A 26,776-nucleotide genomic window follows, 5' to 3' on the forward strand; every position below is an offset into this window, starting at 1 on the left:
CTAAAATAGAAACTCCGCAATTAGCTATAAATCTAATTCTTGAACAGCATCAAAGATACATCAAACAACTACTAAGAGACCAAGAAAAGAACAATCAAACCTAAGATGACAAAGTAGGATTAAAGTAAGATTATTAGTACATCATATAAACTAGAAAAGTGTATTGAAAAATCCAATATTTAATCTATTTTTGTTTTAATAAAAATAGAGCTTTTTAGAGTCTAAAATAAATTATGAAAAATATTTTGATTACCGGAGGGGCAGGATTTATTGGGTCTAATTTTGTTCCATATTTACTTAATAAAAACCCAGAGGTTTCTATTGTTAATGTTGATCTGCTTACATATGCAGGAGATTTAAAAAACTTAAAAGAGATAGAGAAACATGAAAATTATACTTTTGTAGAAGGGGATATTTGCGACAGATCTTTGATTGAAAAATTATTTAAAAAATATAATTTTGAAGGAGTAATTCATTTTGCAGCCGAATCTCATGTTGATAATTCAATATCAAATCCAGATGAGTTTATTCGAACAAATGTTTTTGGGACTTTTACATTAATTGATGTAGCTCGAAATTATTGGATGGAATCTCCACATATATATAAAGATAAATATAAGAATTATCGATTTCATCATGTTTCTACAGATGAGGTGTATGGTACACTTGGGGATACGGGATTATTCAAAGAAACCACCCCCTACGCACCAAACAGCCCTTATAGCGCTTCAAAAGCTTCTTCAGATTTCATTGTTAGAAGTTATTTTCATACTTATGGTATGAATGTAGTTACAACTAATTGCTCAAATAATTATGGACCTAAACAGCACGATGAGAAATTGATTCCAACCATAATTAGAAAGGCATTAAGAGGAGAAAATATTCCTATTTATGGGGATGGAAAAAATGTAAGAGATTGGCTATATGTCTTGGATCACTGTAAAGGTGTAGAATTAGCTTATGAGAAAGGTGTTTCTGGGGAGACTTATAATATCGGAGGAAGAAATGAACGTAACAATAATTATATTGCATCAAAAATTTGTGAATTATTAGATGAGAAAACCCCTCGCAAGGATGGCAAATCTTATAAGCAGCTAATTACTTATGTTAAAGATCGTCCAGGGCATGATATGCGTTATGCTATTGATGCGTCTAAAATAGAAAATGAATTAGGGTGGAAAGCTAACGAAAATTTCGAAACAGGAATTGATAAAACAATATCGTGGTATCTTAAAAAGTATACTATATAATGAAAGGAATAATTTTAGCAGGAGGATCAGGAACAAGATTACACCCATTAACTTTGGCAGTTAGTAAGCAATTAATGCCTGTGTATGATAAACCAATGATATATTATCCGCTTTCTAGCCTAATGTGGTCTGGAATAAGGGAAATTTTGATTATTTCTACACCACATGATCTACCACTGTTTGAGAAACTCTTAGGAGATGGTGCTAAATATGGCTGTCGATTTGAATATGCAGTACAAGAAGAACCAAAAGGATTAGCAGAAGCATTTATAATTGGAGCTGATTTTATAGGTAATGATAAAGTTGCATTGATTTTAGGAGATAATATTTTTTATGGAACAGGATTAGAAAAACTGTTACAAGCTAATAATGATCCTGAAGGAGGTATAATTTATGCATATCATGTTCACGATCCAGAGCGTTATGGGGTTGTTGAGTTTGATAAAAATGGAAAAGCAATATCAATAGAGGAAAAACCAGAACAGCCCAAATCAAATTATGCTGTTCCAGGAATATATTTTTACGATAATGAAGTGGTTAATATTGCAAAAAATATAAAACCTAGCCATAGAGGAGAATTAGAAATCACAGATGTAAACAGAGTATATTTGGAAAATAACAAGCTAAATGTAAGTATTTTGGATAGAGGTACAGCTTGGCTAGATACAGGAACATTTAATTCTTTAATGCAGGCATCACAATTTGTACAGGTAATAGAAGAACGTCAAGGATTAAAAATTGGAGCAATAGAAGAGGTGGCTTATAAGATGGGTTATATTTCTAAAGAAGACTTAAAAAAGCTTGCAAAACCATTAATTAAAAGTGGATATGGCAAACATTTAATGAGTATATTAGAAGACTAAATATGATAGCAAAAGAGACGAAACTTAAAGGCTGTTTTATATTAGAGCCTACAGTTTTTAAAGATGAAAGGGGTTATTTTTTTGAAAGCTATAATAATGAGAAGTTTAATAAACTTGTAGGACAAGAAGTTAATTTTGTACAGGATAACCAGTCTTTTTCAACAAAAGGAGTTATCAGAGCTTTACATTATCAAGTAGGGGAATATGCACAAGCAAAACTAGTAAGAGTTCTTCAAGGTAAGGTGTTAGATGTTGCAGTAGATATACGTAAAGACTCTCCAACCTTTGGAGAACACGTAGCCATAGAATTATCAGGAGACAATAAAAAGCAATTATATATTCCTAGAGGCTTTGCGCATGGGTTTTCAGTTCTTAGTGATACGTCAACTTTTTTTTATAAATGTGATAATTACTATAATAAAGAAGCAGAAGGAGGAATTATTTTTAATGATAAATCCCTAAATATAGATTGGGGATTGGCATTAGACCAAATCAAAGTATCTGATAAAGATATAATTTTGCCAACTTTAGAAAGTGCAAGATTATGAAAAATATACTGGTAACGGGAGGTTATGGTCAATTGGCGACTTGTATTAAAGATAGAATTCAGGACTTAATTGGTTTTAATTTCATCTTTATTGACTGTGATGAGTTGGATATCACCAATAAAGAAGAGGTAGTTTCTTTTTATTCACAACAAAAAATAGACTATTGCATTAATTGTGCAGCATATACTGCTGTTGATAAAGCAGAAACAGAGCCAGCGTTGGCAAAAAACGTGAATGAAATAGGAGTAAGAAATTTAGCAGAATCATGTAAAGAGTATGATTCAGTATTTATTCAAATATCTACAGATTTCGTTTTTGATGGACAACAATCATCACCGTACAGAGAAATAGACATTACGAATCCATTAAGTGTATATGGTAGTACGAAGTTGAAAGGAGAAGAAGCTGCTAAATCGTCCTTAAAAAAGCATTTCATTATTAGAACTTCATGGTTATACTCAGAACATGGTAATAATTTTTTGAAAACAATGCTTAGATTAGGAAATGAAAAAGATGAAATAGGTGTGGTTTGGGATCAAATAGGAACTCCTACTTATGCTGGAGATTTGGCTAGTTTAGTTATTAAATTAATAACCAAAGAAAATAAATCTTATGGAATCTATCACTATAGTAATGAAGGTATAGCTAGTTGGTATGATTTTGCTAAAGCAATTTTTGAAGAAAGTAAAACAGAAATAAAATTAAGACCTATTCTTACTGAAGCATATCCTACCTCAGCAAAAAGACCCTGCTTCAGCGTTATGGATAAATCAAAAATTAAGACAACATTTAATATTGAAATTCCTTATTGGAAGGATAGTTTAAGAAATGCATTAACTTTATTAAAAAATGGTAAAAATTAAGAACTTAATTATATTTGGAACTAGACCAGAGGCTATTAAAATGGCACCTTTGGTAAAAGAATTTCAAAAAAATACAGATATATTTGAAACTAGAGTGTGTATTACTGCCCAACATCGAGAAATGCTTGATCAGGTATTATCTTTTTTTGAGATTGATCCTGACTATGATCTTGATTTAATGAAGCCAAATCAAAACTTACACAGATTAACTTCAGACATAATAATGGGACTAAAACCTGTTTTAGATGATTTTTGCCCTGATTTTGTTTATGTACATGGTGATACAACAACAACTATGGCCTCTAGCATAGCTGGATTTTATGCTAATGCAAGAATATGCCACATAGAGGCAGGACTAAGAACTTTTAACAAGAGATCTCCATTTCCTGAAGAAATAAATAGAACTGTAACGGGTAGTATTTCTGAGTATCATTTTTCACCTACCAAAGCATCAAAACAAAATTTACTAAATGAGAATGTTAAAGATGAAAATATTTTGGTTACTGGTAATACCGTAATTGACGCACTTTTGTTTAGTGTTGAAAAGGTAAACTCTATGATTTTTAAGGATGAAGAGGTTGAATCTATTAATAGATTAATTGAACCTGATAAGAGAATTATTCTCGTAACTGGGCACAGGAGAGAAAATCATGGAACTGGTTTTATTAATATATGTAAGGCATTAAAAAAAATAGCTTTAGAGAATAAAAATATACAGATTTTTTATCCTGTACACTTAAATCCTAATGTTAAGAAACCAGTTTACGAGTATCTTTCAGGAATTGATAATATAAAGTTGATTTCTCCTCTTAGTTACCCCTCATTTGTCTGGCTTATGGAAAAATCATACCTGATTATTACAGATAGTGGAGGTATACAAGAAGAAGCTCCTAGTCTTGGAAAACCGGTTTTAGTAATGAGAGATACAACAGAACGCCCAGAAGCAGTTAAAACGGGAACGGTTACTCTTGTAGGAACTGATACAGAAAAAATAATTAGAGAAACAAATAAATTATTATTCAATAATGATCATTATGCTTCAATGAGTATGTTACATAATCCATATGGAGATGGTCAAGCTTCTAAGAAGATTATAGAGTTCATGAAAAAAGTCTCTTAATAGAGGAGAACTGATATGAGGAGAGCTATATTGAGTGTTTCTTTTTTTAATTTTTTTTCAGCAGGTCTAGCCTTTTTGATTAACATTTTTTTTGCTAGATATTTCTCTGTAGATGTTTATGGTAGAATTAATCTTTTGCTTTCATTTACCTTGATTATTAACACTATTGGTGATTTTGGGTTTTCTAATACTAATGTCATTTTCACAAACAAGTTTAAAGATGAATATAGTTTTGAAAAATTGACACTGATAGTAAATTATTTCTATAAGAAATATTTGATTTGGATACTTATTTCATGTCTCGTTTTAGTTTTAGTATTTAATTTTTTATATGAACTAACCTATCTAGAAAACATCTTTTTGTTTTTTCAAGGAGGGGTAATAAGCTTTTTTAGATTCTTACTCTCCTTTCATCAAGCATATGGTAATTGGAATAAATTTAATTTAATCAATGTATCATTAAATATTTTTAAGTTTCTTTTTTTGGCTGCTTGTTTTGTGGTACCTTTTTTTACAATAGAGGAAAATTTGATATCTTATAATTTGGTTTTAGTAATTTTAAGTGCTGCTTGTTTTTTATCTTTTGTTCTTTCTTTTATTTATTCATTTAGGTATTTAAAAATAAAGGTAAAAACACCTGAAATAAAAGGTTTGAATGAAGGCTTTAAAAGAATATTAATTCCCCTAATAGGAATTAATGTAGTAATAGTATTTGCAATGCGATCAGATTCTTTAATTATACAAAAGTATTTAGGGGAAAATGCTTTGGGGATATACTCGGCTGCGAACTCTCTGGCATTGGTTTTTCCTTTAATTACGAATTCAATTATGCAAGTACTTTTAAAAGAGGCTTCTAATAAAGGGATTGATTATTTGAGAAGAATAATTGAACTCCAAAAGAAACACTTTTTATTTATAGTTTTAGTTTTAATTGGTGTTGAATTACTATCTTACTATCTGATTCCGATTGTTTTTGGACAGGAATATGAAAGTTCTGTAAAGTATTTCCAGGTATTAATTTTAGCACATTTAGGAGGTCTTATTTTTACCCCTCTTGAATCGTATTTTTATTCAAAAAAAACAAACCTGATTTTTATGTTAAAATGCATACAGTTATCTATAATTATTATAATACCAGTGATCTTTGTTTCAAGTTATGGACTCCTTATAATGGTTTTATCTGTTTTATTATCTAGAGTCGTAGGTTGGATAATTTTGTATAATATTTCTATTAATAAACTAAAACAAATGGAGTAATGATTGAGCATGTAAAATCTTTTTTTTTGAAGAGAAAACTAAAAAAAAAGTTTGAAAATCTTGAGTTGAGAGGTAAAATTTATATTGAATTTATAGAAAATTTAAAAATTGGTGATTATTGTTTTATAAATGAAGGATGTTATTGGTCTGCAAAAGGAGGTATTCTAATTGGGAAAAATGTTATTTTTGGACCGAATACAACTATATGGACATATAATCATGATTATAAAGGGTCGCACCTTCCATATGGCGGTGAAGACGTGCTTTCAGAAGTTGTTATTGAAGACAATGTATGGATTGGTATGAGAAGTATCATTATGCCTGGTGTAACCATTGGTGAAGGATCTATTGTTGGGGCTGGAAGCTTAGTGACAAAAGATATTCCTAAATTGAGTATTGTAGGTGGTAACCCCGCTAAAATTATTGGAAAAAGAGAAGAAGACTCTTATTATAAACGAGTGAAAGATAAAATGTTTTATCAAGAAAAGGTTTTCAATTATAGACATAACAAATCATGAGTAAAAATGTATTAAGCTTAATAGCAAAAGGAAATTATCATTTAAAAAATGGTATTACTACAAAAACGATTTTCAAAATTGACAAAGAGTTTTTTGAAAACTTAAAGAAAGAATGTCTGGATTTAGCAGCTTCTGAGGCAGCTTCTAAGGTAGAGGATAGAGATCATATTACTAATTGGGTAGGACCTTTTGGGGATGCAGTGCAGTTTTCTTTATACAATACTACTGGGAGTTATAATGACTATTCTACGGATCATAATCTAGATATTAAAAGCAAAAAATTTCATTATGCTGAAAAATTTCCTACAATTGATAAATTCATCAAAATGTTTCCAGATTGTACTAATTTTAGGTTAAATGGAATGGGTAAAAATAGTGGTCTGTCCCCTCACGAAGAGCACATAGTTTTCAACGATCAAAAAAACAAGTCAAATTTTGTTCGAGCAAGATTTCATTTGCCAATAATGACTAATGAAAAGGTTGAAATGTTATTAGACAGAAAACTATATAGATACAAAGAAGGGGAGATCTATTTTTTTAATAATGGAGCTGTTCATTCGGCTAATAATAAAGGAGAAACATATAGATTTCATTTATTATGGGACATGATAATGACAAAAAAGGCTTACGATTTGATGTTTAATGAAGAGTTTAAAGAAACACCTAAAGAACTTAAAAGAGTTGATTTTATGCCTGAGGTTACGGGGACTTTTAATTACAAAACATTTCAAACATATGGTCCAGCTAAAAGTGTTTACGAGAAACTAAAACTCAAGAATATTGGTCTAAAACTTGAAAGTTTTGCAAAACTGTATAATATCTTGAAATCTATAACTTCAGGTAAAATTGACTATGCTAAAGAAAACTAATATACTCTTAATAAGTGTTCTAATAATGAAAATTAATGAGTTATAGAAAATCATATTGTTTATTTGGATATTTTGGTTTTAAAAATTTTGGAGATGATTTAATGCTTGTTAATGCATTAAATCATTTAGACTTAATTAAGCGCAATAATACATATATAGTTTTTGTTGCCGAAGATTACTATTCTGAACAAAAAGCATTTACTTCTTTCAAAAATATCAAAGTCAAATATATCAGGCTGACTCCGCTTATTAACTATATATGTATATATTATTATGCGTTTATTTCTAGAGAAGCTTTTTGGATTGGGGGAACAAGCCTTTATGAATCTTCCGCTGCAAATTTGGATGGTATTGTTTGGTTAAATAAAGTAATAAATAAGTTCCAGCTTTTTGGAAAAAATTTCTCTTTTTGCAACATCGGAATCGGAGATTTTACTTCTGAAAAAGGACTAAATTTATATAAGCAGATTGTTAATAAAAGTAAGCGGTTTTCTTGCCGCGACCATGTTTCTTTAATGAAATTAAAAAATTTTTTTCCGGAAAAACCTAATGTATTCGAGGGGGGAGATTTGGCCTGCTTACTAGAAAGTTCTTTTTTTAATAGAGATCCTAAATCCATAGTCTTTTGTGGACATTTTCAATATCAGGACGACGAATCTGTAGTCGAAACCTATAGCGCTATTTTAAATGATATATGTAAAGGAAAAGAAAAAGTCTTATTCATGCCAATGCACCAAGGAACACAATCTGATAATCAATTCCATAATAAAGTTTCTCAAAAACTAACCACCCCATTTGAGATTATTAATTATTCTGATGATTTGTTTAAATATATGTCGCAAGCAAAAATTGTTATATCAATGCGTCTCCATGGTTTAGTTTTGGCAGATATTCTAGGAATACCAAATATTGGAATTTCTTATCATGATAAGGTAAGCATATACATAAAAAGCACAAACACTTTAGTAGAATATAGAAACAAGAAAGTAAAAGAAAACATAAGTATAGAAACCATTCAAAAAGTAATAAGCAATTATAAAAAACCAACAGAATTTTTGAACCAAGAAAAAAATAAAGCAATTAAGGGAATGAAAGTATTTGAAGTATAAAACTATATGGAGATATTAGGCCGATACAAATATTTTGCAATATTCTTAATTGCTCTTTTTACATTTTTATATGTAGATTTTTGGAGTCATTCATGGCTTGGTATACTTGTTTCAGTATTACTGTTCATAGTTTTTTCAACGATTTCATTATTAGACTTATCAAAAGGGATAATAATTACATTATTATATTCTTTACTTATTATTGAATTCCCAAGGGATATATTAGATGTTTACTCTGCTCTTCAAGTTGAAAACACTATTCAATACAATGTCTTAAATACAGTAAAAATAGGGCCGTTTACCTTGTTTGTTTATCTTGTTTTTTTTAATGCTTTTATGGTTTTGTTAAAAAGCAAAAAACTTAAACTTAATTTCCTTTGCTTAGTATTGCTTGCCATACTCCTTCTAATCGGACTTTCTTCGATGTTAAGAATTTTTTTGCTACAAGGTTATTTGCATTATCCAAACCTAATTATAACAGACATTAAGTTTATTCTTTTTGTATTAGCAGGTATGATACAAGGGTCATATTTATTTCGAAAAAACAAAATAGATCAACTTTTGGGAGTCATTATGATTGTTCCGGCCATAATTGGCTTAAGATCAATTTTTTTCTTGTTTAGTGATATTTTAGCTCATAAATCTAATTTAGATTTAATGACTAACCCATATCTTTCTTTAGGTGTGCTAACCGTTTTGCTAATAAAAGGGGATTGGGGTATATACAAAAATTGGGTTTTAAGAATTTTATTACTCCTTAGTCTTCTTAATCCAAGTAGGGGCTTTTTTGTTTTAGCTTTTTTGTTTGTTTTTTGTGCTTTAAGCTGGAAATTTTATCGTAAAATACCCTTCAATAGCTCATTTATTATCCAGGCAGTATTAATTATCGGATTAGTTTTTATAGGCATATTTATATTTAACGAAAGGTTATACAACTTTTTCATATGGAAACTTAATGTTTTTAGTGAATTATTTAACGAAAAAGTTGATACATCAGGCTCGGGTAAAGTACGGTATCTTGAGCTGTCTAATGTTGTTACGGGACTATCTCAAAGCCTTTATGAAACTTTGTTTGGAAAAGGTTTTGCAGCAACGTATGATTTTTCTCATCATCCAATAAGAAATGTTGGAGTAATTGATTTAAAAAGCTATAGCAAAGATCAATTAACTAGCGGAGTATATTATACTACTCATTCTTTTATTACTGGAATCCTACTTAAGTATGGTCTATCAGGATTATTTATTTATCTTTTCCTACCATTTAGAATAATTTTATTCTATTTAAGAAAAAGGAAATATTTATTATTTGTAATACTTCCTGTTTTGTTAATTTATTCATATTATTCGAGAATTGAGTTTATGTTATTGATTGGAATATTAATAGGAAGTATTCAAAAAAGAAACGCCCAAGAGCATGTATAGTTTAATTACAACAGTTTATAATGAAGAAGCATCAATTTTGAGTTTTATTCAAAGCCTCAATAAGCAAACCATATACCCAAACGAGTTTATTATTGTTGATGGAGGTTCTACTGACAAAACCCTTGATTTAATTAATGAAAGTATTTCGGAAAAAATCAACTATAAACTAATCGTTGATGACACATGTAACAAAAAACATACTGTAGGCCCAATTGCAAAGGGAAGGAATGTAGCAATCAAAAATACAAAACATGAAAATATTTTAGTTACTGATGCAGGATGTGTTTTAGACGAAAACTGGGTAAAGCAGATGATCCATTCTTTTGAAAAACAGAATGCAGATATAGTAAGTGGTTGGTATAAGGCAAATGTTTCAAATAAATTTCAATCTAAAATTGCCGACATTTTTTGTCCACCAATTAATAAAATAAACAAGAAAACCTTCTTGCCTTCTTCAAGATCATTAGGCTTTAAGAAGTGGCTATGGAAAAAAGTAGGAGGATATCCAGAAAATAGCTATACAGCTGAGGATACACTATTTGATATTAAGATTTTTAAATTGACAGATAATATTGTTTTTAACGAAAAAGCCTTTGTTTATTGGGATGTTCCATTTGACAAGGAAGAGTTGAATAAAAAGTTATTTGAATATGGTTTTGGAGAAGGAAGACTTAGAATTTTTTTATTTCACTATATAATGAGATTGGCGCTTTTGATATGTTTTCCTATATTATTATTACTTATTTTACTTAAATATAAGAATATCATGACTTTTAGGTTTTATTATTATCAACTAAAGGGTTATATAAAAGGATACTATTTAAAACTAGAAAAATGAAAATACTATTTTGTGTAAGACATAATTTTCATACTTCACCAGGAGGTGCACAAATTCAGATACTTAAAACCAAAAAATATCTGGAAAAACTTGGGGTTGAATGTTCAATAACTACTTCTCCTTATGATATAAACTATAAGTTATATGATATTCTACACCTTACAGATTTAACTTGGGTATATGATAATATTTCATATTTAAAAGAAATTGAAAAACAGAATTTTAAAGGAAAAAAAGTTCTATCTACAATTTACTGGCCGTTTGATGAATATGCTTCTAAAGGAGCTCCATTATTACAAAGGTTGATTTTTAAAATTTTTGGAGTAAATGGTTTTGAGTTTTTTAAAGCTTTGGCCAAGTATCTGGTTAAAAGAGAGAAGGTATATTTAAATGGAATTAAAAGGAGTTATTTAAAAAACCAAAAGAAGATTGTAAAAAAAATGGATTGGTTATTACCTAATGCAGAGTTAGAAATGCAAGCATTGTGTAATAGACTAAATTTGAATTTAAACAATTACAGTATTGCTAACAATGCAATAGACACTAACGTGTTTGATTTGATTAAATCTAAATCAGAGGCCAACAAAATTGATAACCTAATCACTTTCGTTGCAAGAATTGATGCTAGGAAAAATCAATTGAACTTCTTGAAAGCGATGATGGATACTGACTACAAAATTAGGTTTATAGGGAATGCTGGACCAAACAGTCAGAACTATCTAAAAGAATTAAAAGAGGTAGCAGAAAAAAGAGGGAATGTCGAATTTCTTTCGCATATACCACAACAAGAGGTTTTTATCAACATGCTATCTGCTAAAGTAAATGTACTTACAAGTTGGATAGAAACGCCAGGGCTGGTAAGTTTGGAAGCTGGTTACGCAAATTGTAATATTGTTGTTTCTGATAAAGGATCGGTAAGAGAGTATTTTGAAAACTTTGCCTTTTATTGTGATCCAGAAGATATTCAGAATATAAAGGAGCAAACAATAGATGCAATGAATAGTGCTTTTGATATGAGTTTTGTTGATTTAATAAAAGAAAAATTTTCTTGGAAGAAGACAGCAGAACAAACTTTACATGCCTATAAAAAAGTACTAAATGAATAAAAAAATATCAATAATAGGTACAGTAGGTATTCCTTCTAAATATGGAGGTTTTGAAACATTAGTAGAATATTTGACTAAAAACCTGAATCAACAATATGATATTACAGTTTTTTGTAGTTCCAAAAGCTATAAAGATAAACCGAACTCTCATAATGGGGCAAGACTTAAATATATTAACTTAAAAGCAAATGGATTACAAAGTATATTCTATGATATAATTTCTATTATTAGATCTTTAAAATTTGCAGACACATTACTTATACTTGGTGTATCGGGCTGCATTATACTTCCTGTTGTAAAACTTTTTAGTAAAAAAAAGATTGTAGTCAATATTGACGGTTTAGAATGGAAAAGAGATAAGTGGAACTTTTTTGCGAAGACCTTTTTAAAGTATTCTGAAAAAATTGCAGTTAAAAATGCCGATATTGTGATAAGCGACAATAAAGTAATAAAAGACTATGTAGAAAGCCAGTATAATAAAAACAGTAAGTTAATTGCATATGGAGCAGATCATGTAACTAAACAATCATTTACTCCACAGTTGATAGAAGAATATCCATTTCTTGAAGGAAAATATGCTTTTAAGGTCTGTAGGATAGAGCCCGAAAATAATATTAGAATGATTGTCGAGGCTTTTGTAGAATTTAGTGATCTAAATTTGATAATTATAGGAAATTGGTCCAACAGTAAATATGGGATTGGTATAAGAGAAGAGTTCAGTAGATATAAAAACATTTTCCTGCTAGACCCTATATATGATCAAAATAAATTAAATCAAATTAGGAGTAATGCATATATTTATGTTCATGGGCATAGTGCCGGAGGCACAAACCCATCTTTAGTAGAAGCAATGTTTTTAGGAATACCTATTATAGCCTATGGGATAAATTATAACAGAGAAACTACTAAAAATCAAGCAGAATATTTTCTTGATAAAAATGAATTAAGACATATATTGGTAAATATAGCCTCCAAGAGGTTGCAAAAAATTTCTAGTGATGTTAATAATATTGCAAAGAAAAGTTACTTATGGGAAATTATAGCTCGTGAATACTCTAAATTGTTCTAGATGAATTTAAAAGAATTATTCAGGTTTCTATTTTATATTTTTTCGTTTTCTATACCATTTATAGGTTTTAATATTCCTAAGTATATACTTGGAGCATTAATAACACTAAAGATAATTGATTTTGTTCTGGATTTTAAGAATTATAAGCTTTTAATTATCGAGCAAAAGTATTTCCTATTATCGGCCATACTTTTACCATTATATATAGCAATTACACTTCTATATAGTGCTGATATATACAGAGGCTTTTCGGCTTTAGGAAGATACTCATTTTGCTTTGTGATGCCTTTTCTTTTTTTATCTACGGATCATCAAAAATTCTTTACAAAAAAGATTAGTATCTTTTTTATGTACGGGGTAACTTCATTTATAATCCTGAATTTCATTCTATTACTTTATAATTGGAATACTCCAGAAAGTTTTGCCTATTCATATAGTAAATATTATTACGATAATTTAGCAGGTCTCGTTAGAATTCATCCAGGATATTATTCATTAAAAATAGCGATATCAATTTTTATATCAATTTTCTATATTAGAAATAGAATGAAATGGTTACTAATTCTTTTGTTTTCAATAGTACTGGTTGCCTTATCATCTAAAGGTATTATTATTACGACTGCATTTGGAATTTTTCTTTTACTTATTAGATTTCTAGTTATAAAAAAGCAATTTAAATATATTCCGATTTTTTCCTTACTAATATTCACTTCGATCTTTATTTTGTTTAAAACATTTGCTTTTAATAGGTTTTCAACGATGATAGATAGTTTTTCAAAAAATATAGACAATATACCTTCTGTATTTGAAGACAGGCAAAATCGATTAGACGAGAATTTAATTCGCCTGTTTATATTCAAGTATTCTTATGAGACTATTATTGAAAATAATAGAACTATTTTCTTTGGCTATGGAATAGGAGATTATAAGAATGCCTTAATGCAAAAATATCAGGAAGAAGAATTTGTTTTTGGATTACATTATAAGTACAATTCCCATAATCAATACCTTAGTATAATGCTTATGTCTGGGTTGATAGGATTATTATTATATGCTTTTTATTTTCTCTCTCCAATACTATTATTTAATAAAGTACATTTAATATATTATTACATACTACTACTATTTCTAACATATGGACTTATAGAAAGTTTTTTTGCAAGAGAATCTGGTATTTTAATAGCTTCATTTTTTGTTTCCTTATTTTTAGCCCAAGAGCGAATAAGGTCTATTAAATATTTTTGAGACCTTTTTATAATCTATTATTATAAAAAGAAGAGCTTAAAATTTCAGGATACTCTTGTAGATTTATTATTTTTGACTTAAAATTCAGGTTTGCCATTATATTATCCATTCATATTTTTTTTAGGTTCATTTTTTTTAACCTATTTAACTATTCCTAAGATTATTGGTCTTGTTCAATTCAAAAATCTTATGGATCAACCAAATAACAGGAGTTCGCATGCTAAAGTTACACCGACTTTAGGAGGGATTTCCTTTTTTTACACTTTAATTTTTGCTCTTTTTTTTTTAAAAGAATGGGATAATTATGATGAAGCTATTTATTTTATTCCTGGATTAACAATATTATTTATTGTAGGTCTTAAAGATGATCTGGTAGTATTATCTCCATATACCAAACTTGCTGCGCAACTTCTTGCAATTGTTTTCATTTTAAGTAATGAAAGCTTTATGATTAGTTCATTGAACGGTTTCTTAGGCATACATGAAATCCCTGTTTATATATATTATTTTGTAGGAGCTTTTTTAATGCTTACAATTATTAATGCATATAACCTTATCGATGGAATTGATGGCTTGGCAGCAATTGTTGGGATTGTAATTCTGATAATTTATACAACAATATTTTATATTACTAAAGAGTTTTTCTATGTACTTCTTTGTCTTGCACTAAATGGGTGTTTGATTGCTTTTTTGAGTTTTAACCTCTCATCAAGTAAAAAAATATTTATGGGTGACACGGGATCTCTTACTGTTGGGTTTATTTTAAGTACATTAACATTGAAATTTTTAGCATTATCTCCTGAATCATATGATAGCCTTCCTTTTTTGTTAGAAAATGTACCACTGATAGCAATAAGTATATTAATTGTACCATTATTCGATACGGCTCGTGTTTTTACGATAAGGTTAGCAAATAAAAAAAGCCCTTTTTCTCCAGATAGAAATCATACACACCATATATTGATCGATTATTTTAAAATTTCGCATAAACAAGCTAGTTTTATTATTGGGGGGTTTAATCTTGTTTTTGTAGTACTGTTTATTATTTTAGGAAGTTCATCATATAACTTTTATTTGGTTATTGTACTTATTTTTACAGTTATCGTATTAGGTTATTTCTTCTATCGTTTTGATTATAGTTTTTCCAACATCAAAAGAAAAATTTTTTTTAGAAGAAAGGTGGATAATATAAAAAATGAAGTTAGAAAAGGAGGAGGGAAATTAATGCAGAAAAACAAGCAAAAAAACAAATGAAAATCTCAGTAATAGGAACAGGATATGTTGGTCTAGTAACAGGGACATGCTTAGCAGAAACTGGTAATGAGGTTGTTTGTGTAGATATCAATGAAGAAAAGGTTCAAAAAATGCGTAATGGTGAAGTGCCAATATATGAACCTCATTTGGATGTATTGTTCGAAAGAAATATTAAAGCAGGTAGATTGAGGTTTTCTACTTCTTTAGAAGAAGGATTGAATCATGGCGAGATCATATTTTTAGCTTTACCAACGCCAGACGATGGTGATGGATCTGCTGATTTGCAATATGTTTTAGGAGTATCCGAGCAGATAGGAAAGATGATTACTGAATATAAAGTGATTGTAGATAAAAGTACTGTTCCTGTAGGAACTGCAGAAAAAGTATATAAAATTATTAAGGAGAATGCCAAATGTGATTTTGATGTAGTTTCTAACCCAGAATTTTTAAGAGAAGGTTTTGCCGTAGATGATTTTTTAAAACCAGAACGAATAGTAATTGGCTCAAGCTCAGAAAGAGCTACCGAGCTAATGCAAAAATTATATAAACCATTCGTAAGATCTGGAAATCCAATAATTATTATGGATGAAAAATCAGCAGAACTTACCAAATATGCGGCGAATTCTTTTCTGGCAACTAAGATTACTTTTATGAATGAGATTGCTAACTATTGCGAAAAAGTTGGCGCAGATGTGGATAAAGTGCGGATAGGGATAGGTACTGATTCTAGAATAGGAAAACGTTTCTTGTTTCCTGGAATAGGATATGGAGGGTCTTGTTTTCCAAAGGACGTAAAAGCACTTTATAAATCAGGAAAAGAATCACAATATGATTTTAAAATTCTAGATGCTGTAATTAAAGTAAATGATAACCAAAAAATAGCGCTATTACCAAAGATTAAAAAATATTTTAATAATGATCTTAGTAATAAAAAATTTGCTGTCTGGGGATTAGCATTTAAACCAGAAACTGATGATATCAGAGAGGCTCCATCATTATATTTGATTGATGAATTATTAAAGGAAGGATCAAGGATTAGAGCTTTTGATCCTGAGGCAATGGATAATGTAGCAAAAAAATATAAGAATAAAATTGATCTTACAGAGTCAATGTATGATGCTTTAGAAAATGCAGACGCATTGATTATATGTACAGAATGGAGCATTTTTAGAACTCCTGATTATAATAAAATAAAAAATACACTTTCGTGTCCAGTAATTTTTGATGGAAGAAATTTATATGATATCAAGGATATGGATAGGGAAGAGATTTCGTATTTTTCTATAGGTAGGAAAGAGGTTTAATAAATTTATAGTCACACAATTTCGGAATCCAATTCCGAAATTGTGTATATTTGAATGTGATTTCTAGAGGAGCAAATAATGAACTGCTTAATTTAGCAAAACAATATAAGGCAATAGCAGTTATTGGCCCTAGACAATCTGGTAAAACAACATTGGTCAAAACGATATTTAATGATAAACCTTATGTAAGTTTAGAAAATCCAGATACAAGGAATTTTGCATTAGATGATCCGAAAGGTTTTTTACAACAATTTTCAGATACAGGAGCCATTTTGGATGAAGCACAAAGAACCCCTGAGCTTTTTTCATATTTACAACAAATACTTGACGAAAAAGACGAGCTAGCGCAATTTATCATTACAGGATCTAATAACTTTTTATTACAACAAAGCATTACACAAAGTTTAGCTGGTAGAATAGGGTACGTAACACTATTGCCTTTTTCTATGGAAGAGTTGAAAAACAATGCTCCCAAAACGATTAATGAATTGTTATTTAAAGGGTTTTACCCTCCATTGTATGATAAACCTTTTGAAGTTAATAAATGGTTCTCAAATTATATAAGAACATATTTAGAGAAAGATGTCAGGCAGTTAAAAAATATTGATAACCTTATTGTTTTTGAAAGATTTTTGAAGTTATGTGCAGGAAGGACAGGTCAATTATTAAATAAAAATGCTTTAGCCATACAAGTTGGAGTAGATAGTAAAACTATTGAATCTTGGATCAGTGTATTAGAAGCGAGTTTTATTATATTTAGGTTAAAACCACATCATAAAAATTTTAATAAAAGAGTGGTAAAAATGTCTAAATTGTATTTTTATGATATCGGTCTAGTAAGTGCACTTTTAGGAATTCAAAACCCTGAGCAATTAGATGTTCATCCTTTTAAAGGAAGTTTATTTGAAAATTTAGTTGTAATAGAACTTTTAAAGCAACGATATAATAAAGGATTATCTAATAACTTGTATTTTTGGCGAAATAGTACAGGTCATGAAATAGATATACTTATAGATAATTTTGATGAATTGATTCCAGTTGAGATTAAATTAGGGAAAACTATAACTAATGAATTTTTTAAAGGATTAAAATATTGGAACAACTTAACTGGTTTTACTGGAGGTAAAGTAATATATGGAGGAGAAGATTATCAAAAAAGAAGTAATGAAATTGAAATAATACCTTTTCAAGAAATATCAAAAAATATTATAATTTAGAAGAAGAGATGCAGAAAATTCTAATTACTGGAGCAGCAGGTTTTTTGGGATCTCACTTATGTGATAGATTTATAGCAGAAGGGTTTCATGTGATTGCCATGGATAACCTGATCACGGGTGATATCAAAAATATAGAACACCTTTTTAAGCTACAACAATTTGAATTTTATCATCATGATGTAACCAAATTTGTTCATATCCCTGGAGAATTGGACTATATTCTACATTTTGCATCCCCAGCGAGTCCAATAGATTATCTTAAAATTCCGATTCAAACATTAAAAGTTGGATCTTTGGGTACACATAACCTTTTAGGATTAGCAAAGGAGAAGAAAGCAAGAATTTTAATAGCATCAACAAGTGAAGTGTACGGAGACCCTCTAGTACACCCTCAAAATGAAGAGTATTACGGTAATGTAAGTACTATAGGACCAAGAGGAGTATATGATGAAGCCAAACGTTTTCAGGAATCGATTACGATGGCATATCATACCTATCATGGATTAGAAACCAGAATAGCACGTATTTTTAATACCTATGGACCTAGAATGCGATTAAATGACGGTAGGGTAGTACCTGCTTTTATAGGACAAGCATTACGAGGAGAGGATTTGACAATATTTGGAGATGGATTACAAACCAGGTCCTTTTGTTATGTAGATGATCAAGTAGAGGGCATTTATAAATTACTTTTTAGTGATTATATATATCCTGTAAATATTGGTAATCCAGATGAGATAACGATCAAAGATTTTGCTGAAGAAATTGTGAAACTAACAGATACAAATCAGAAAGTAGTATATAAACCACTACCTATTGATGATCCAATGCAGAGACAACCAGATATCACGAAAGCCAAGGAAGTTTTAGATTGGGAACCCAAAATTGATAGGTCACAAGGAATGCGATTAACTTTAAACTACTTTAAAGAGTTTTCAAAAGAAGAACTTCAAAAAAGTGAGCATAGAGATTTTATGTAGTGTTTTATCTCGTATTGTGATAATACAACTTAATATAAAACGTTAATTGCTTCAAAACGCATTATAAGAAGTGAAATTAAAGAATTTAATAATCAATGCTACAAGCATGTTTTACAAAGAAGATGACTGGATAGTTATGACTTTTTGGAACAGCTTATATATTGCTTTCTTTTTATTACCACTAGGGATTAATCTTCCAACTCCATTTTTTGTGATTTCAATTATTTTTGGAGTCATTATGATGTTCAGATCTGATAAAAGTTTTATCCTCGATAATAAAATATTACTACTATTCCCTGCGTATTTTGTAGTAATGTCTCTTGGATTAATCTACACAGATAATTTATCTAGTGGATTCGATTTGATACAGCGATCATTGACATTGTTATTATTTCCGATCATTTTTTTGTTTGTCAAAGAAGATGCAACTACAGTAAGAAAACTATTTGATTTTTTACTGGTAGGCCTACTAGTCTCTTTCTGTTTTAATTTTTTTTGTGCCACAAACAATCTATTGCAATATGCGATTAACGGCAAAGAAGCTGTAAATACATTTTCGTTTATAGAACGATTGATAAAAGGGCGAAACTACTTCTTTATAGGTTCCTCTCTTTCAAGAGCAGTTAATGCAAACTATATTTCGATTTACATACTATTAGTGCTAAGCTACTATCTAAAAAACAAACTACAGACACGATTGCAAATGGTAGTGATTTTTGTTTTGTTTTTGTACCTCTTTTTACTTGCTTCTATTGCAGCATATGTGATTTTGGCAATTATGGCTATACTACTGATCGTTAATATCAAGGATAAGCAAAAAAAGTATACAATGATCATTATGTTTATGATGGGAGTGTTTTTATTTGCAAGCAACCCTAGAGTTTCAGATTTTTATGTGAGAATTAAAAGTTTTAATGAGACATTGGATTATGAAAACACCACTTCAGAGAAATCAAGAGTATTATCCTGGGATGCCAGTATCAAATTGATAAAAGAAGCCCCTTTTCTTGGATATGGGGTAGGAGATGCAAACGATGTTTTGATAAAAAAGTATAAAGAATTGAATTATACGTTTAATCATAAGAACAAGTACAACTCTCACAATCAGTTTTTGCAAACGTACTTGCAAACAGGTATTGTAGGTTTTGGTATTTTGGTCAGCATTTTTATCTTGTTAGGTATGCGTATGAAAAGAAGTAAAAATGAATTTTCGGTTTTCTTAATTCTTTTTATATCATTACTTTTTGAGTCTATGTTAGTTCGATTTAATGGGATTGTGTTTTTTTCTATCGTTATCCCTCTACTTTTAAAAAAGCGAAGTATTTTGAGTAGTAGAATTATTAGAAATGAGTAATGACTACCATTTTTATTACTAATAGGAAAAGATTAAGTCACTTCCTTAAAAAGAATTAGTAATACAAATTCTAATAAGTTATTTTTGAACCCTAAAAACAAGGTAAATTATCATGAACATTTTAGTACTTGGATCAGGAGGAAGAGAACATACATTTGCATATAAAATAGCACAAAGTAAACTTTGTAATAAGTTATTTGTAGCACCTGGTAATGCAGGAACAGCTGGTATAGCCACCAATATTGATATTTCGGTTACAGATTTTACAGCAATCAAAGATGTGGTATTGCGTGAGAGTATTGATATGGTAGTAGTGGGGCCAGAAGACCCTTTGGTACAAGGGATCAGTGATTTTTTTACCAAAGATGACCAATTAAAGAACGTTGTTGTCATAGGCCCTTCTAAAGAAGGCGCACAGCTAGAAGGAAGTAAAGAGTATGCAAAAGAATTTTTGTTCAGACATAATATCCCTACAGCAGCGTATCAGAGTTTTACAGCTGGGACTGTAGAAAAAGGAAAACAGTTCTTAGAAACCCTGCAACCCCCATACGTTTTAAAAGCAGATGGTCTGGCGGCAGGAAAAGGGGTGTTGATCTTAGAAGATATTCAAGAAGCCAAAGCAGAATTAGAAAACATGTTGACCAATAAGAAGTTTGGTGCAGCTAGTGAGAAGGTAGTGATAGAGGAATTTCTTGATGGGATAGAACTTAGTGTTTTTGTACTTACAGACGGAAAAAACTATGTAACACTGCCTACAGCCAAGGATTATAAGAGAATAGGAGAAGGAGATACAGGTTTAAATACTGGAGGTATGGGAGCAATATCACCTGTTCCCTTTGCTGATGATGCTTTTATGGCTAAGATCGAAAATCAAGTCATTAAACCTACAGTAGACGGACTGGCAAAAGAGAATATAGATTACAAAGGTTTTATCTTTATAGGATTGATCAAGGTAGGAGATGACCCAAAAGTTATTGAGTACAATGTGCGTATGGGTGACCCCGAGACCGAAGTAGTTTTGCCAAGAATAAAAACAGACTTGGTAACATTATTTAAGCATGTAGGAGATCAATCATTAGACAGCATTGATATTGAGTTAGACTCCAGAAGTGCCACTACAGTAATGACCGTTTCTGGCGGATATCCAGAAGCATATGATAAGGGAAAAGAGATTACAGGAATTGACACGATAACAGACTCTATCGTTTTTCAGGCTGGAACCAAGATAGATGGTGATAAAGTAGTAACAAACGGCGGAAGAGTGATTGCAATCACATCACTTGATGATGATTTTAGAACCGCATTGCAAAAATCATATCAAAGTGTAGAGAAACTTAATTTTGATAAAATGTATTATAGAAAAGATCTAGGATTTGACTTGTAAGAGCCAGATTTAAGGTCTGTAAAAAAGAAACCCGTTGTTTTTATAAAAACAACGGGTTTCTTTTTATTATTTGATTTCCTTTTATACTAATTTAGGAATGAATGAGCTGTAGGATCTCTATCCTCTTCATTATTGTCATTAAACTTTTTCAATTGTTTCATCCAATATAAAAAAGCAACAAAACCGATTAACATAAAAAACCAATTAATAAAATTGGCTCCAGACCAGCTTTCTAGCTCAAGTGCTCTCAAAGCATCAAGAGGAGCAAAAAGCACATCTACAAAAAAGGAATCTATAGCTTTAAAAAAATCGTTCATAACGGTTGAATATTTTTTGTAAAAAGTTTAAAGCCTTATACTTAAAAACTTTTTATAAATTAGTTCTATCATAAATAATGATAATAAATATATCATCGATTGCAAAAATATAAAAAATAGTAGTGTTATCAAGCTTTTTTAGTAAATCAAAACCAATTAATTATATTGTCATAGCATTGTATATGACAGTGTTCTTTGGTATTGCCTATTACAAAAAGGGTTTAGACCTAAAAAGCACCCCTATTCTTTTGGCTACAATAGGTCTCTTTTTATATGTTTTGCCTATGCTTGCACTTAATTTGGTAGCACAAAAAAATAACCTAACCAATAAAGGTACATTTACAATACTTTTGTATGCTTGCCTATCAGCAATACTTCCCAACTCATTGACAAATTTTTATATTCTAGTATCTAATGTATTTGTTTTATTAGCATTACAGAATATACTGCATTTACGAAATGAAAAACAGAGTAAAGCCAAGATTTTTAATGCTTCATTTTATATAGGATTAGCCTCATTAGCCTATTTTTGGAGTATTAGCTTTATACTCTTGGTCTTTTTAGGGATATTATATTTTACCTCCAAAGATTATAGAAATTGGATTATTCCTTTTGTAGGTATAAGCATAGCCTTTTTGTTTGCCAACTGCTTTACATTATTAGCCTATGATTCATTTTTTGCATTCACAGATTATATAGATTCATTTTCATTCTCATTCCAGAATTACCTGATAAAAGGGCAGTTGTTTTCTGTAGGAGTATTATCAATTTGTACGATTTTCTTTTTCTCGATATATCTTATTAAGTTTGGTCGAAAAGCAGTAAATACCAAGCCAATACTTAGATTAGTTATTGTGTATTTATTGATAGCTGTAGGGGTTGTAGTTATTTCTCCTTCAAAAGACACCTCAGAGTTATTCTTTGTTGTAGCACCCTTGGCACTCATGAGTACAGCGTATCTCGAGATGGATTATCGCCAGTTTGCCAAAGAGGTTAATCTATGGGTATTCATTCTCATGCCATTTATCATTTTATTGTTTTAAAATTCAATACGTATCATTTGTTTTATAGGTTGATTATCAGAGAAATATTTTTAAAATATAATTGGGTGAGATATCAATATAGCTATATAATACATACTATTACAAAATATAATACCTTTGCATAAATTATAGAAAATAATAAGATACATGTTTACCGATAAAGCAAATTCCATTTTTAAAGAAGTTATAGAAAAATACCATGTGATTGATACTGTAGATCAGGAGTTCTCTAATCCCTATGACAGTAAATCACAAGCTATAGAGCATTTGTTGTATCGTAAATGTTGGATTGATACAGTACAGTGGCATTATGAAGATATTATACGTGATCCAGAAATTGATCCCATTGCTGCATTAAAGCTAAAAAGACAGATAGACGCTTCTAATCAGGATAGAACTGATATGGTAGAGTATATTGATAGCTATTTTCTAGAATTATACAAAGAAGTAGCACCCAAAGCATCTGCAACGATCAATACAGAAAGTCCAGCTTGGGGTATAGACAGGTTGTCTATTTTAGCATTAAAAGTATATCATATGCATGTAGAAACTATTAGAGAAGGAGCTACAGCAGCGCATAAGGCTGCATGTCAAAAAAAATATGATATTTTACTTGAGCAACAAGTAGATTTATCTACGGCCATTGATACATTACTGAGTGATATAGAAAATGGGGATAAGTACATGAAGGTATACAAGCAAATGAAAATGTACAATGATGATGAATTAAACCCAGTATTGCGTGGCGGCAAATAATATCAGGAAACTAGGCGGTTCTGAGGCGAATATTTTGGTAATACGATTATCTGCCATGGGGGATGTTGCAATGACCATTCCTGTATTACGGGTTTTTAGAGCAACCTATCCAGATGTAAAACTAACAGTACTTACAAGAAAATTCTTTGCCCCCTTATTCTCTGATATAGATAATCTAGAGGTATATCATGCCGATGTAGATAAGAAGCACAAAGGAATCTTGGGGCTTACTAGATTATCTAATGAATTAAAAAAACAGAAAATCACTGCCGTTGCCGATTTGCACAATGTGCTACGCTCTAATATACTCAAGAATTTATTCTTTTTAAAAGGAATAAAAACCATTCAAATAGATAAAGGTAGAGCAGAGAAGAAGGCATTGACTCGATCAAAAGGCAAGGTATTCAAACAATTAAAAACCACCCACCAGCGCTATGCAGATGTTTTTTCGGCATTGGGATATCCTATAGATCTCTCTACCCATAGATTTCCTGCAAAACAATCTTTGACACCTGATATTCTAGAACTTACCCAGAATTCAACCAAGAAGTGGTTAGGGATCGCCCCTTTTGCACAATATGACAGCAAAACATACCCACTAGAATCGATCGTTGAGGTGATCGATACATTGGATAAAGAAGAGAACTTTGAGATTTTCTTGTTTGGTGGTGGTAAGCGTGAGGCCGATATTTTGAATAATATAGCGAGCAAATATAAAAATGTCACCAATGTAATAGGCAAATTACCCTTTGAAGGAGAATTAAAATTAATAGGCAACCTAGACATCATGCTATCTATGGATAGTGGCAATGCACATCTAGCCGCTATGCACGGTGTGCCAACCATTACATTATGGGGTGTTACACACCCCTATGCTGGCTTTATGCCATTTGGCCAACCAATAGAACATGCTATTTTGCCAAACCTTGCCAAGTATGATCAAATACCAACATCTATATATGGTAATAAGGTGCCAGAAGGGTATGAAAATGTAATGAATAGCATACCGCCACAAAAGGTAATTACTATGATTAATAAACTATAGAATCATACTTATTTTCTCCTTCAGATAAAAAATCTATATAAAATTAGCCACTCTAGGTTATGCAACCTTTATAGATTCTGTATGTAACTTTATACGTAAGGCGATATAAAAATCAAAAATAACCCTCTCTGTTATGCCATTTTCTTCTAGATTTATTTTCTCTATATAAGAATCCAGCATATTATAATACCACTCCCATAACGTATCTGTTCTATCTGTAAAGCCAACCAAGGATAAAATAGCAGAACCTAGCTCTATACTGTAGCTAGAGGTATCAAACCCTATAGTATCTAATTGATGTGCAAACTGGGTGCTAATCAGTTCATTTTTGATAAGTAATAAAATCAAATCTTGATTTGCAGGTAGCTTAAATGTTGGAAAACCTTGAGCCTCTAAGTCTATTTTCATCTTTTTTATATTTAGTGTTTTTTTGATTTAGATAAAACTAGCGTAGTTCCCGGCCTTTGGTAAAACATATACTGTAATAGCTATATGTCAAGTGCTACCTTCTATAAAAGAAGCGGGCATGTATCGTTCTGACTTAAAATTTTAAAAAAAGAGCTCTGAATAGGATAACTTATCAACTCCTTTTGTATACTAGTAAGATAGAAGAAAACCTTCTATCCTTTTTTATAAACTAACAGATTTACAGGATTGCAGGGTAGGAGATGCAATTTGGTCCTGATACGGGGTAGCCTTGAATCTGTAAAAAAGGCTTTATTTTTTTGAAGCTCTGCGATATGCTGCTTTTTCTTCTGCAACTTTGAGCAACTCTGTAGAGCAGTTCATCTCATAGATTTGTTTACCAATCTTATCACTTACATACTCGTCATTAATCTCATCAAAAGGGATTTCAAAAATTTCTGCCAAGGTTGGAAGTTTGGATGGATCAAAATTACGCTTCTCATTCTCCATTTTGCTCAAATTTGCAGCATCTAATCCCAATAAAGCAGCTAGTTGGGTCAAGGTGAGCCCTTTGTTTTTTCTATGCGTTTTTATATACTCTCCAAAAGTTTCCTTCATTTGACTTGTCAATAGTTGACAAATATACTTATTTTTATTCAAGAAAAACAAGAGCGTTTATAAGTTTTTCTTCTACTTCTTCTCCTTGATAGATTCCTTCTTTAGAGACCGCAATCTCTTCATTATTAAAAGCTACCATGTTATAATCAGTATTCGCTCATAGCTATATTAGCTTGCTTAGACAGTAAAGAATAGGTTATGAGGTCATGCCTCTTTCTCTAAAAATTCTGTGGCTATTATTGAAATATGTGGGCTTTCTAAAAACCTAAAATCAAGAAAAAACCTAAAATATTCTGTCATGTCTTCGTCCTTTACCTTCTCTACATAGATGGGTAATTCTTTTTCTAGATAGAACTTCATATTGATCACAGTATGCTCAATAGGTATATACAGCTTGATTTTATGCTCAAGCCCCTCATAGGGTATGGTTATATACACACTGCTTTTAAACTTTGTAACTGCTTTATCCTTATGATACTTATTGGAGTAGCTATACTCTGAACTTCCATAAAAATATGGGTCGTTTGGGTCTAATTCATTATCATAGATGTCTACAGGAATGCTTTCTCGCCAGTGGAATCCATCTACTTTTACAGTATCTAGCGGAATCTTAAACTTGGGTAATGATAACAAAAAGCGCTCAAATTTTTTATAAGCTACTTCTTCTTTAATTTTTGGTCTAATACTCAAAAATCCCACAAATAGTAGTATGATAGCGATGATAAATAGTGCCATATTATTGTATTGTTTGCCAGTTATATACTCTCTTAATTATTTTTTTAATTTTGGATATAGGTATCCTATACACTTGTTTTTTGAACAGTGTCATGATGAGGTATAAAACTCACCTATCTACTGGAATGTTTTTGGAAAAACCCTTTTGTTTTGGCTTATTCTAGTTCTTGTATTACTAGCTGTTGCCAGATTAATAGTCTTAATTAAGGCTTAATCATTTAATAAAACCCCATTATTATAAATACTTTTTTTTATTGGATACCCCTTGCGATCATAAATAAGCCATA

General features: G+C 30.5%; 27 protein-coding genes. 23 read left to right on the top strand and 4 right to left on the bottom strand.

Going from position 1 to position 26,776, the window contains the following annotated elements; all coding sequences use genetic code 11:
* The first annotated feature begins 233 nt into the window (after nt 1-233).
* The 20 genes from rfbB to purD all read left to right on the top strand — a co-directional run bounded on the left by rfbB (nt 234) and on the right by purD (nt 21,570).
* Nucleotides 234-1,250 (top strand): dTDP-glucose 4,6-dehydratase, encoded by a 1,017-nt coding sequence (rfbB, locus tag CVD18_RS14880; RefSeq protein ID WP_103866231.1) that lies wholly within the window; start codon nt 234-236, stop codon nt 1,248-1,250.
* On the top strand, nt 1,250-2,113 hold the full coding sequence (rfbA, locus tag CVD18_RS14885) for a glucose-1-phosphate thymidylyltransferase RfbA (RefSeq protein ID WP_103866232.1): 864 nt from the start codon (nt 1,250-1,252) through the stop codon (nt 2,111-2,113). The genes rfbB and rfbA overlap by 1 nt, the downstream gene beginning before the upstream one ends.
* A 2-nt stretch (nt 2,114-2,115) precedes the next feature.
* Nucleotides 2,116-2,661: a dTDP-4-dehydrorhamnose 3,5-epimerase gene (gene rfbC / locus CVD18_RS14890; RefSeq protein ID WP_103866233.1), complete on the top strand. Its 546-nt coding sequence runs from the start codon at nt 2,116-2,118 to the stop codon at nt 2,659-2,661.
* Nucleotides 2,658-3,524, top strand: a complete 867-nt coding sequence (gene rfbD / locus CVD18_RS14895; RefSeq protein WP_103866234.1) for a dTDP-4-dehydrorhamnose reductase — start codon at nt 2,658-2,660, stop codon at nt 3,522-3,524. Before rfbC ends, rfbD begins: the two co-directional genes overlap by 4 nt.
* Nucleotides 3,511-4,644, top strand: coding sequence for a non-hydrolyzing UDP-N-acetylglucosamine 2-epimerase (wecB, locus tag CVD18_RS14900; protein WP_103866235.1), 1,134 nt, complete (start codon nt 3,511-3,513; stop codon nt 4,642-4,644). The genes rfbD and wecB overlap by 14 nt, the downstream gene beginning before the upstream one ends.
* 15 nt (nt 4,645-4,659) lie before the next feature.
* Nucleotides 4,660-5,901 (top strand): lipopolysaccharide biosynthesis protein, encoded by a 1,242-nt coding sequence (locus CVD18_RS14905; RefSeq protein ID WP_103866236.1) that lies wholly within the window; start codon nt 4,660-4,662, stop codon nt 5,899-5,901.
* Between the two features lie 26 nt (nt 5,902-5,927).
* On the top strand, nt 5,928-6,419 hold the full coding sequence (locus CVD18_RS14910; RefSeq protein ID WP_158250472.1) for a DapH/DapD/GlmU-related protein: 492 nt from the start codon (nt 5,928-5,930) through the stop codon (nt 6,417-6,419).
* Nucleotides 6,416-7,288 (top strand): aspartyl/asparaginyl beta-hydroxylase domain-containing protein, encoded by an 873-nt coding sequence (locus CVD18_RS14915; RefSeq protein ID WP_103866238.1) that lies wholly within the window; start codon nt 6,416-6,418, stop codon nt 7,286-7,288. The genes CVD18_RS14910 and CVD18_RS14915 overlap by 4 nt, the downstream gene beginning before the upstream one ends.
* 35 nt (nt 7,289-7,323) lie before the next feature.
* On the top strand, nt 7,324-8,397 hold the full coding sequence (locus CVD18_RS14920; protein ID WP_103866239.1) for a polysaccharide pyruvyl transferase family protein: 1,074 nt from the start codon (nt 7,324-7,326) through the stop codon (nt 8,395-8,397).
* Nucleotides 8,398-8,403: 6 nt separating this feature from the next.
* Nucleotides 8,404-9,819 carry a hypothetical protein gene (locus tag CVD18_RS14925; protein ID WP_103866240.1) on the top strand — a complete coding sequence of 472 codons (1,416 nt, stop codon included), beginning with the start codon at nt 8,404-8,406 and terminating at the stop codon, nt 9,817-9,819.
* Nucleotides 9,812-10,657, top strand: coding sequence for a glycosyltransferase (locus tag CVD18_RS14930; RefSeq protein ID WP_103866241.1), 846 nt, complete (start codon nt 9,812-9,814; stop codon nt 10,655-10,657). The genes CVD18_RS14925 and CVD18_RS14930 overlap by 8 nt, the downstream gene beginning before the upstream one ends.
* Nucleotides 10,654-11,763 carry a glycosyltransferase family 4 protein gene (locus CVD18_RS14935; protein ID WP_103866242.1) on the top strand — a complete coding sequence of 370 codons (1,110 nt, stop codon included), beginning with the start codon at nt 10,654-10,656 and terminating at the stop codon, nt 11,761-11,763. The genes CVD18_RS14930 and CVD18_RS14935 overlap by 4 nt, the downstream gene beginning before the upstream one ends.
* On the top strand, nt 11,756-12,832 hold the full coding sequence (locus CVD18_RS14940) for a DUF1972 domain-containing protein (protein WP_103866243.1): 1,077 nt from the start codon (nt 11,756-11,758) through the stop codon (nt 12,830-12,832). Before CVD18_RS14935 ends, CVD18_RS14940 begins: the two co-directional genes overlap by 8 nt.
* Nucleotides 12,833-14,077, top strand: a complete 1,245-nt coding sequence (locus CVD18_RS14945; protein ID WP_103866244.1) for an O-antigen ligase — start codon at nt 12,833-12,835, stop codon at nt 14,075-14,077.
* A 189-nt stretch (nt 14,078-14,266) separates the two neighbouring features.
* On the top strand, nt 14,267-15,331 hold the full coding sequence (locus CVD18_RS14950) for an MraY family glycosyltransferase (protein ID WP_103866245.1): 1,065 nt from the start codon (nt 14,267-14,269) through the stop codon (nt 15,329-15,331).
* Nucleotides 15,328-16,635, top strand: a complete 1,308-nt coding sequence (locus tag CVD18_RS14955; RefSeq protein WP_103866246.1) for a UDP-glucose/GDP-mannose dehydrogenase family protein — start codon at nt 15,328-15,330, stop codon at nt 16,633-16,635. Before CVD18_RS14950 ends, CVD18_RS14955 begins: the two co-directional genes overlap by 4 nt.
* A gap of 56 nt (nt 16,636-16,691) precedes the next feature.
* On the top strand, nt 16,692-17,852 hold the full coding sequence (locus CVD18_RS14960; protein ID WP_103866257.1) for an ATP-binding protein: 1,161 nt from the start codon (nt 16,692-16,694) through the stop codon (nt 17,850-17,852).
* Nucleotides 17,853-17,860: 8 nt separating this feature from the next.
* Nucleotides 17,861-18,832 carry a UDP-glucuronic acid decarboxylase family protein gene (locus CVD18_RS14965; RefSeq protein WP_103866247.1) on the top strand — a complete coding sequence of 324 codons (972 nt, stop codon included), beginning with the start codon at nt 17,861-17,863 and terminating at the stop codon, nt 18,830-18,832.
* Between the two features lie 70 nt (nt 18,833-18,902).
* Entirely contained in the window at nt 18,903-20,186 is a 1,284-nt protein-coding gene (locus tag CVD18_RS14970; RefSeq protein WP_146052805.1) for an O-antigen ligase, read from the top strand.
* A 112-nt stretch (nt 20,187-20,298) separates the two neighbouring features.
* The gene (gene purD, locus CVD18_RS14975; protein WP_103866249.1) at nt 20,299-21,570 is read left to right on the top strand and encodes a phosphoribosylamine--glycine ligase; all 1,272 of its coding nucleotides are present in this window, start codon (nt 20,299-20,301) and stop codon (nt 21,568-21,570) included.
* A gap of 86 nt (nt 21,571-21,656) precedes the next feature.
* Here the strand turns inward: purD and CVD18_RS14980 are convergent, their stop codons facing one another.
* The gene (locus CVD18_RS14980; protein ID WP_103866250.1) at nt 21,657-21,887 is read right to left on the bottom strand and encodes a uracil phosphoribosyltransferase; all 231 of its coding nucleotides are present in this window, start codon (nt 21,885-21,887) and stop codon (nt 21,657-21,659) included.
* A gap of 122 nt (nt 21,888-22,009) precedes the next feature.
* Between CVD18_RS14980 and CVD18_RS14985 the strand changes: the two genes are divergently transcribed.
* From CVD18_RS14985 to CVD18_RS14995, 3 genes are all read left to right on the top strand, one after another.
* Nucleotides 22,010-22,930 carry a DUF6427 family protein gene (locus CVD18_RS14985; RefSeq protein WP_255409452.1) on the top strand — a complete coding sequence of 307 codons (921 nt, stop codon included), beginning with the start codon at nt 22,010-22,012 and terminating at the stop codon, nt 22,928-22,930.
* Between the two features lie 147 nt (nt 22,931-23,077).
* The gene (locus tag CVD18_RS14990; RefSeq protein WP_103866252.1) at nt 23,078-23,686 is read left to right on the top strand and encodes a DUF4254 domain-containing protein; all 609 of its coding nucleotides are present in this window, start codon (nt 23,078-23,080) and stop codon (nt 23,684-23,686) included.
* On the top strand, nt 23,673-24,731 hold the full coding sequence (locus CVD18_RS14995; RefSeq protein ID WP_369858602.1) for a glycosyltransferase family 9 protein: 1,059 nt from the start codon (nt 23,673-23,675) through the stop codon (nt 24,729-24,731). Before CVD18_RS14990 ends, CVD18_RS14995 begins: the two co-directional genes overlap by 14 nt.
* A gap of 57 nt (nt 24,732-24,788) precedes the next feature.
* Here CVD18_RS14995 and CVD18_RS15000 read toward each other — a convergent pair whose 3' ends face one another.
* The 3 genes from CVD18_RS15000 to CVD18_RS15010 all read right to left on the bottom strand — a co-directional run bounded on the left by CVD18_RS15000 (nt 24,789) and on the right by CVD18_RS15010 (nt 26,489).
* A complete protein-coding gene (locus CVD18_RS15000; RefSeq protein WP_103866254.1) occupies nt 24,789-25,139 on the bottom strand; it encodes a hypothetical protein in 351 nt (116 codons plus the stop codon).
* A gap of 309 nt (nt 25,140-25,448) precedes the next feature.
* Nucleotides 25,449-25,754, bottom strand: a complete 306-nt coding sequence (locus CVD18_RS15005; RefSeq protein WP_103866255.1) for a helix-turn-helix domain-containing protein — start codon at nt 25,752-25,754, stop codon at nt 25,449-25,451.
* 204 nt (nt 25,755-25,958) lie between these two features.
* Nucleotides 25,959-26,489 carry a hypothetical protein gene (locus tag CVD18_RS15010; protein ID WP_103866256.1) on the bottom strand — a complete coding sequence of 177 codons (531 nt, stop codon included), beginning with the start codon at nt 26,487-26,489 and terminating at the stop codon, nt 25,959-25,961.
* Nucleotides 26,490-26,776 lie beyond the last annotated feature (287 nt).

The sequence above is a fragment of the Aquimarina sp. I32.4 genome (assembly GCF_002924285.1).
Lineage (GTDB): Bacteria > Bacteroidota > Bacteroidia > Flavobacteriales > Flavobacteriaceae > Aquimarina.

Bases quoted from the DNA above. Each gene is read 5' to 3' on its own strand.
- rfbB (WP_103866231.1), top strand. From the start codon at position 234: ATGAAAAATATTTTGATTACCGGAGGGGCAGGATTTATTGGGTCTAAT.
- rfbA (WP_103866232.1), top strand. From the start codon at position 1,250: ATGAAAGGAATAATTTTAGCAGGAGGATCAGGAACAAGATTACACCCA.
- rfbC (WP_103866233.1), top strand. From the start codon at position 2,116: ATGATAGCAAAAGAGACGAAACTTAAAGGCTGTTTTATATTAGAGCCT.
- rfbD (WP_103866234.1), top strand. From the start codon at position 2,658: ATGAAAAATATACTGGTAACGGGAGGTTATGGTCAATTGGCGACTTGT.
- wecB (WP_103866235.1), top strand. From the start codon at position 3,511: ATGGTAAAAATTAAGAACTTAATTATATTTGGAACTAGACCAGAGGCT.
- CVD18_RS14905 (WP_103866236.1), top strand. From the start codon at position 4,660: ATGAGGAGAGCTATATTGAGTGTTTCTTTTTTTAATTTTTTTTCAGCA.
- CVD18_RS14915 (WP_103866238.1), top strand. From the start codon at position 6,416: ATGAGTAAAAATGTATTAAGCTTAATAGCAAAAGGAAATTATCATTTA.
- CVD18_RS14920 (WP_103866239.1), top strand. From the start codon at position 7,324: ATGAGTTATAGAAAATCATATTGTTTATTTGGATATTTTGGTTTTAAA.
- CVD18_RS14925 (WP_103866240.1), top strand. From the start codon at position 8,404: ATGGAGATATTAGGCCGATACAAATATTTTGCAATATTCTTAATTGCT.
- CVD18_RS14930 (WP_103866241.1), top strand. From the start codon at position 9,812: ATGTATAGTTTAATTACAACAGTTTATAATGAAGAAGCATCAATTTTG.
- CVD18_RS14935 (WP_103866242.1), top strand. From the start codon at position 10,654: ATGAAAATACTATTTTGTGTAAGACATAATTTTCATACTTCACCAGGA.
- CVD18_RS14940 (WP_103866243.1), top strand. From the start codon at position 11,756: ATGAATAAAAAAATATCAATAATAGGTACAGTAGGTATTCCTTCTAAA.
- CVD18_RS14945 (WP_103866244.1), top strand. From the start codon at position 12,833: ATGAATTTAAAAGAATTATTCAGGTTTCTATTTTATATTTTTTCGTTT.
- CVD18_RS14950 (WP_103866245.1), top strand. From the start codon at position 14,267: ATGGATCAACCAAATAACAGGAGTTCGCATGCTAAAGTTACACCGACT.
- CVD18_RS14955 (WP_103866246.1), top strand. From the start codon at position 15,328: ATGAAAATCTCAGTAATAGGAACAGGATATGTTGGTCTAGTAACAGGG.
- CVD18_RS14965 (WP_103866247.1), top strand. From the start codon at position 17,861: ATGCAGAAAATTCTAATTACTGGAGCAGCAGGTTTTTTGGGATCTCAC.
- purD (WP_103866249.1), top strand. From the start codon at position 20,299: ATGAACATTTTAGTACTTGGATCAGGAGGAAGAGAACATACATTTGCA.
- CVD18_RS14980 (WP_103866250.1), bottom strand. From the start codon at position 21,887: ATGAACGATTTTTTTAAAGCTATAGATTCCTTTTTTGTAGATGTGCTT.
- CVD18_RS14990 (WP_103866252.1), top strand. From the start codon at position 23,078: ATGTTTACCGATAAAGCAAATTCCATTTTTAAAGAAGTTATAGAAAAA.
- CVD18_RS15000 (WP_103866254.1), bottom strand. From the start codon at position 25,139: ATGAAAATAGACTTAGAGGCTCAAGGTTTTCCAACATTTAAGCTACCT.
- CVD18_RS15005 (WP_103866255.1), bottom strand. From the start codon at position 25,754: ATGAAGGAAACTTTTGGAGAGTATATAAAAACGCATAGAAAAAACAAA.
- CVD18_RS15010 (WP_103866256.1), bottom strand. From the start codon at position 26,489: ATGGCACTATTTATCATCGCTATCATACTACTATTTGTGGGATTTTTG.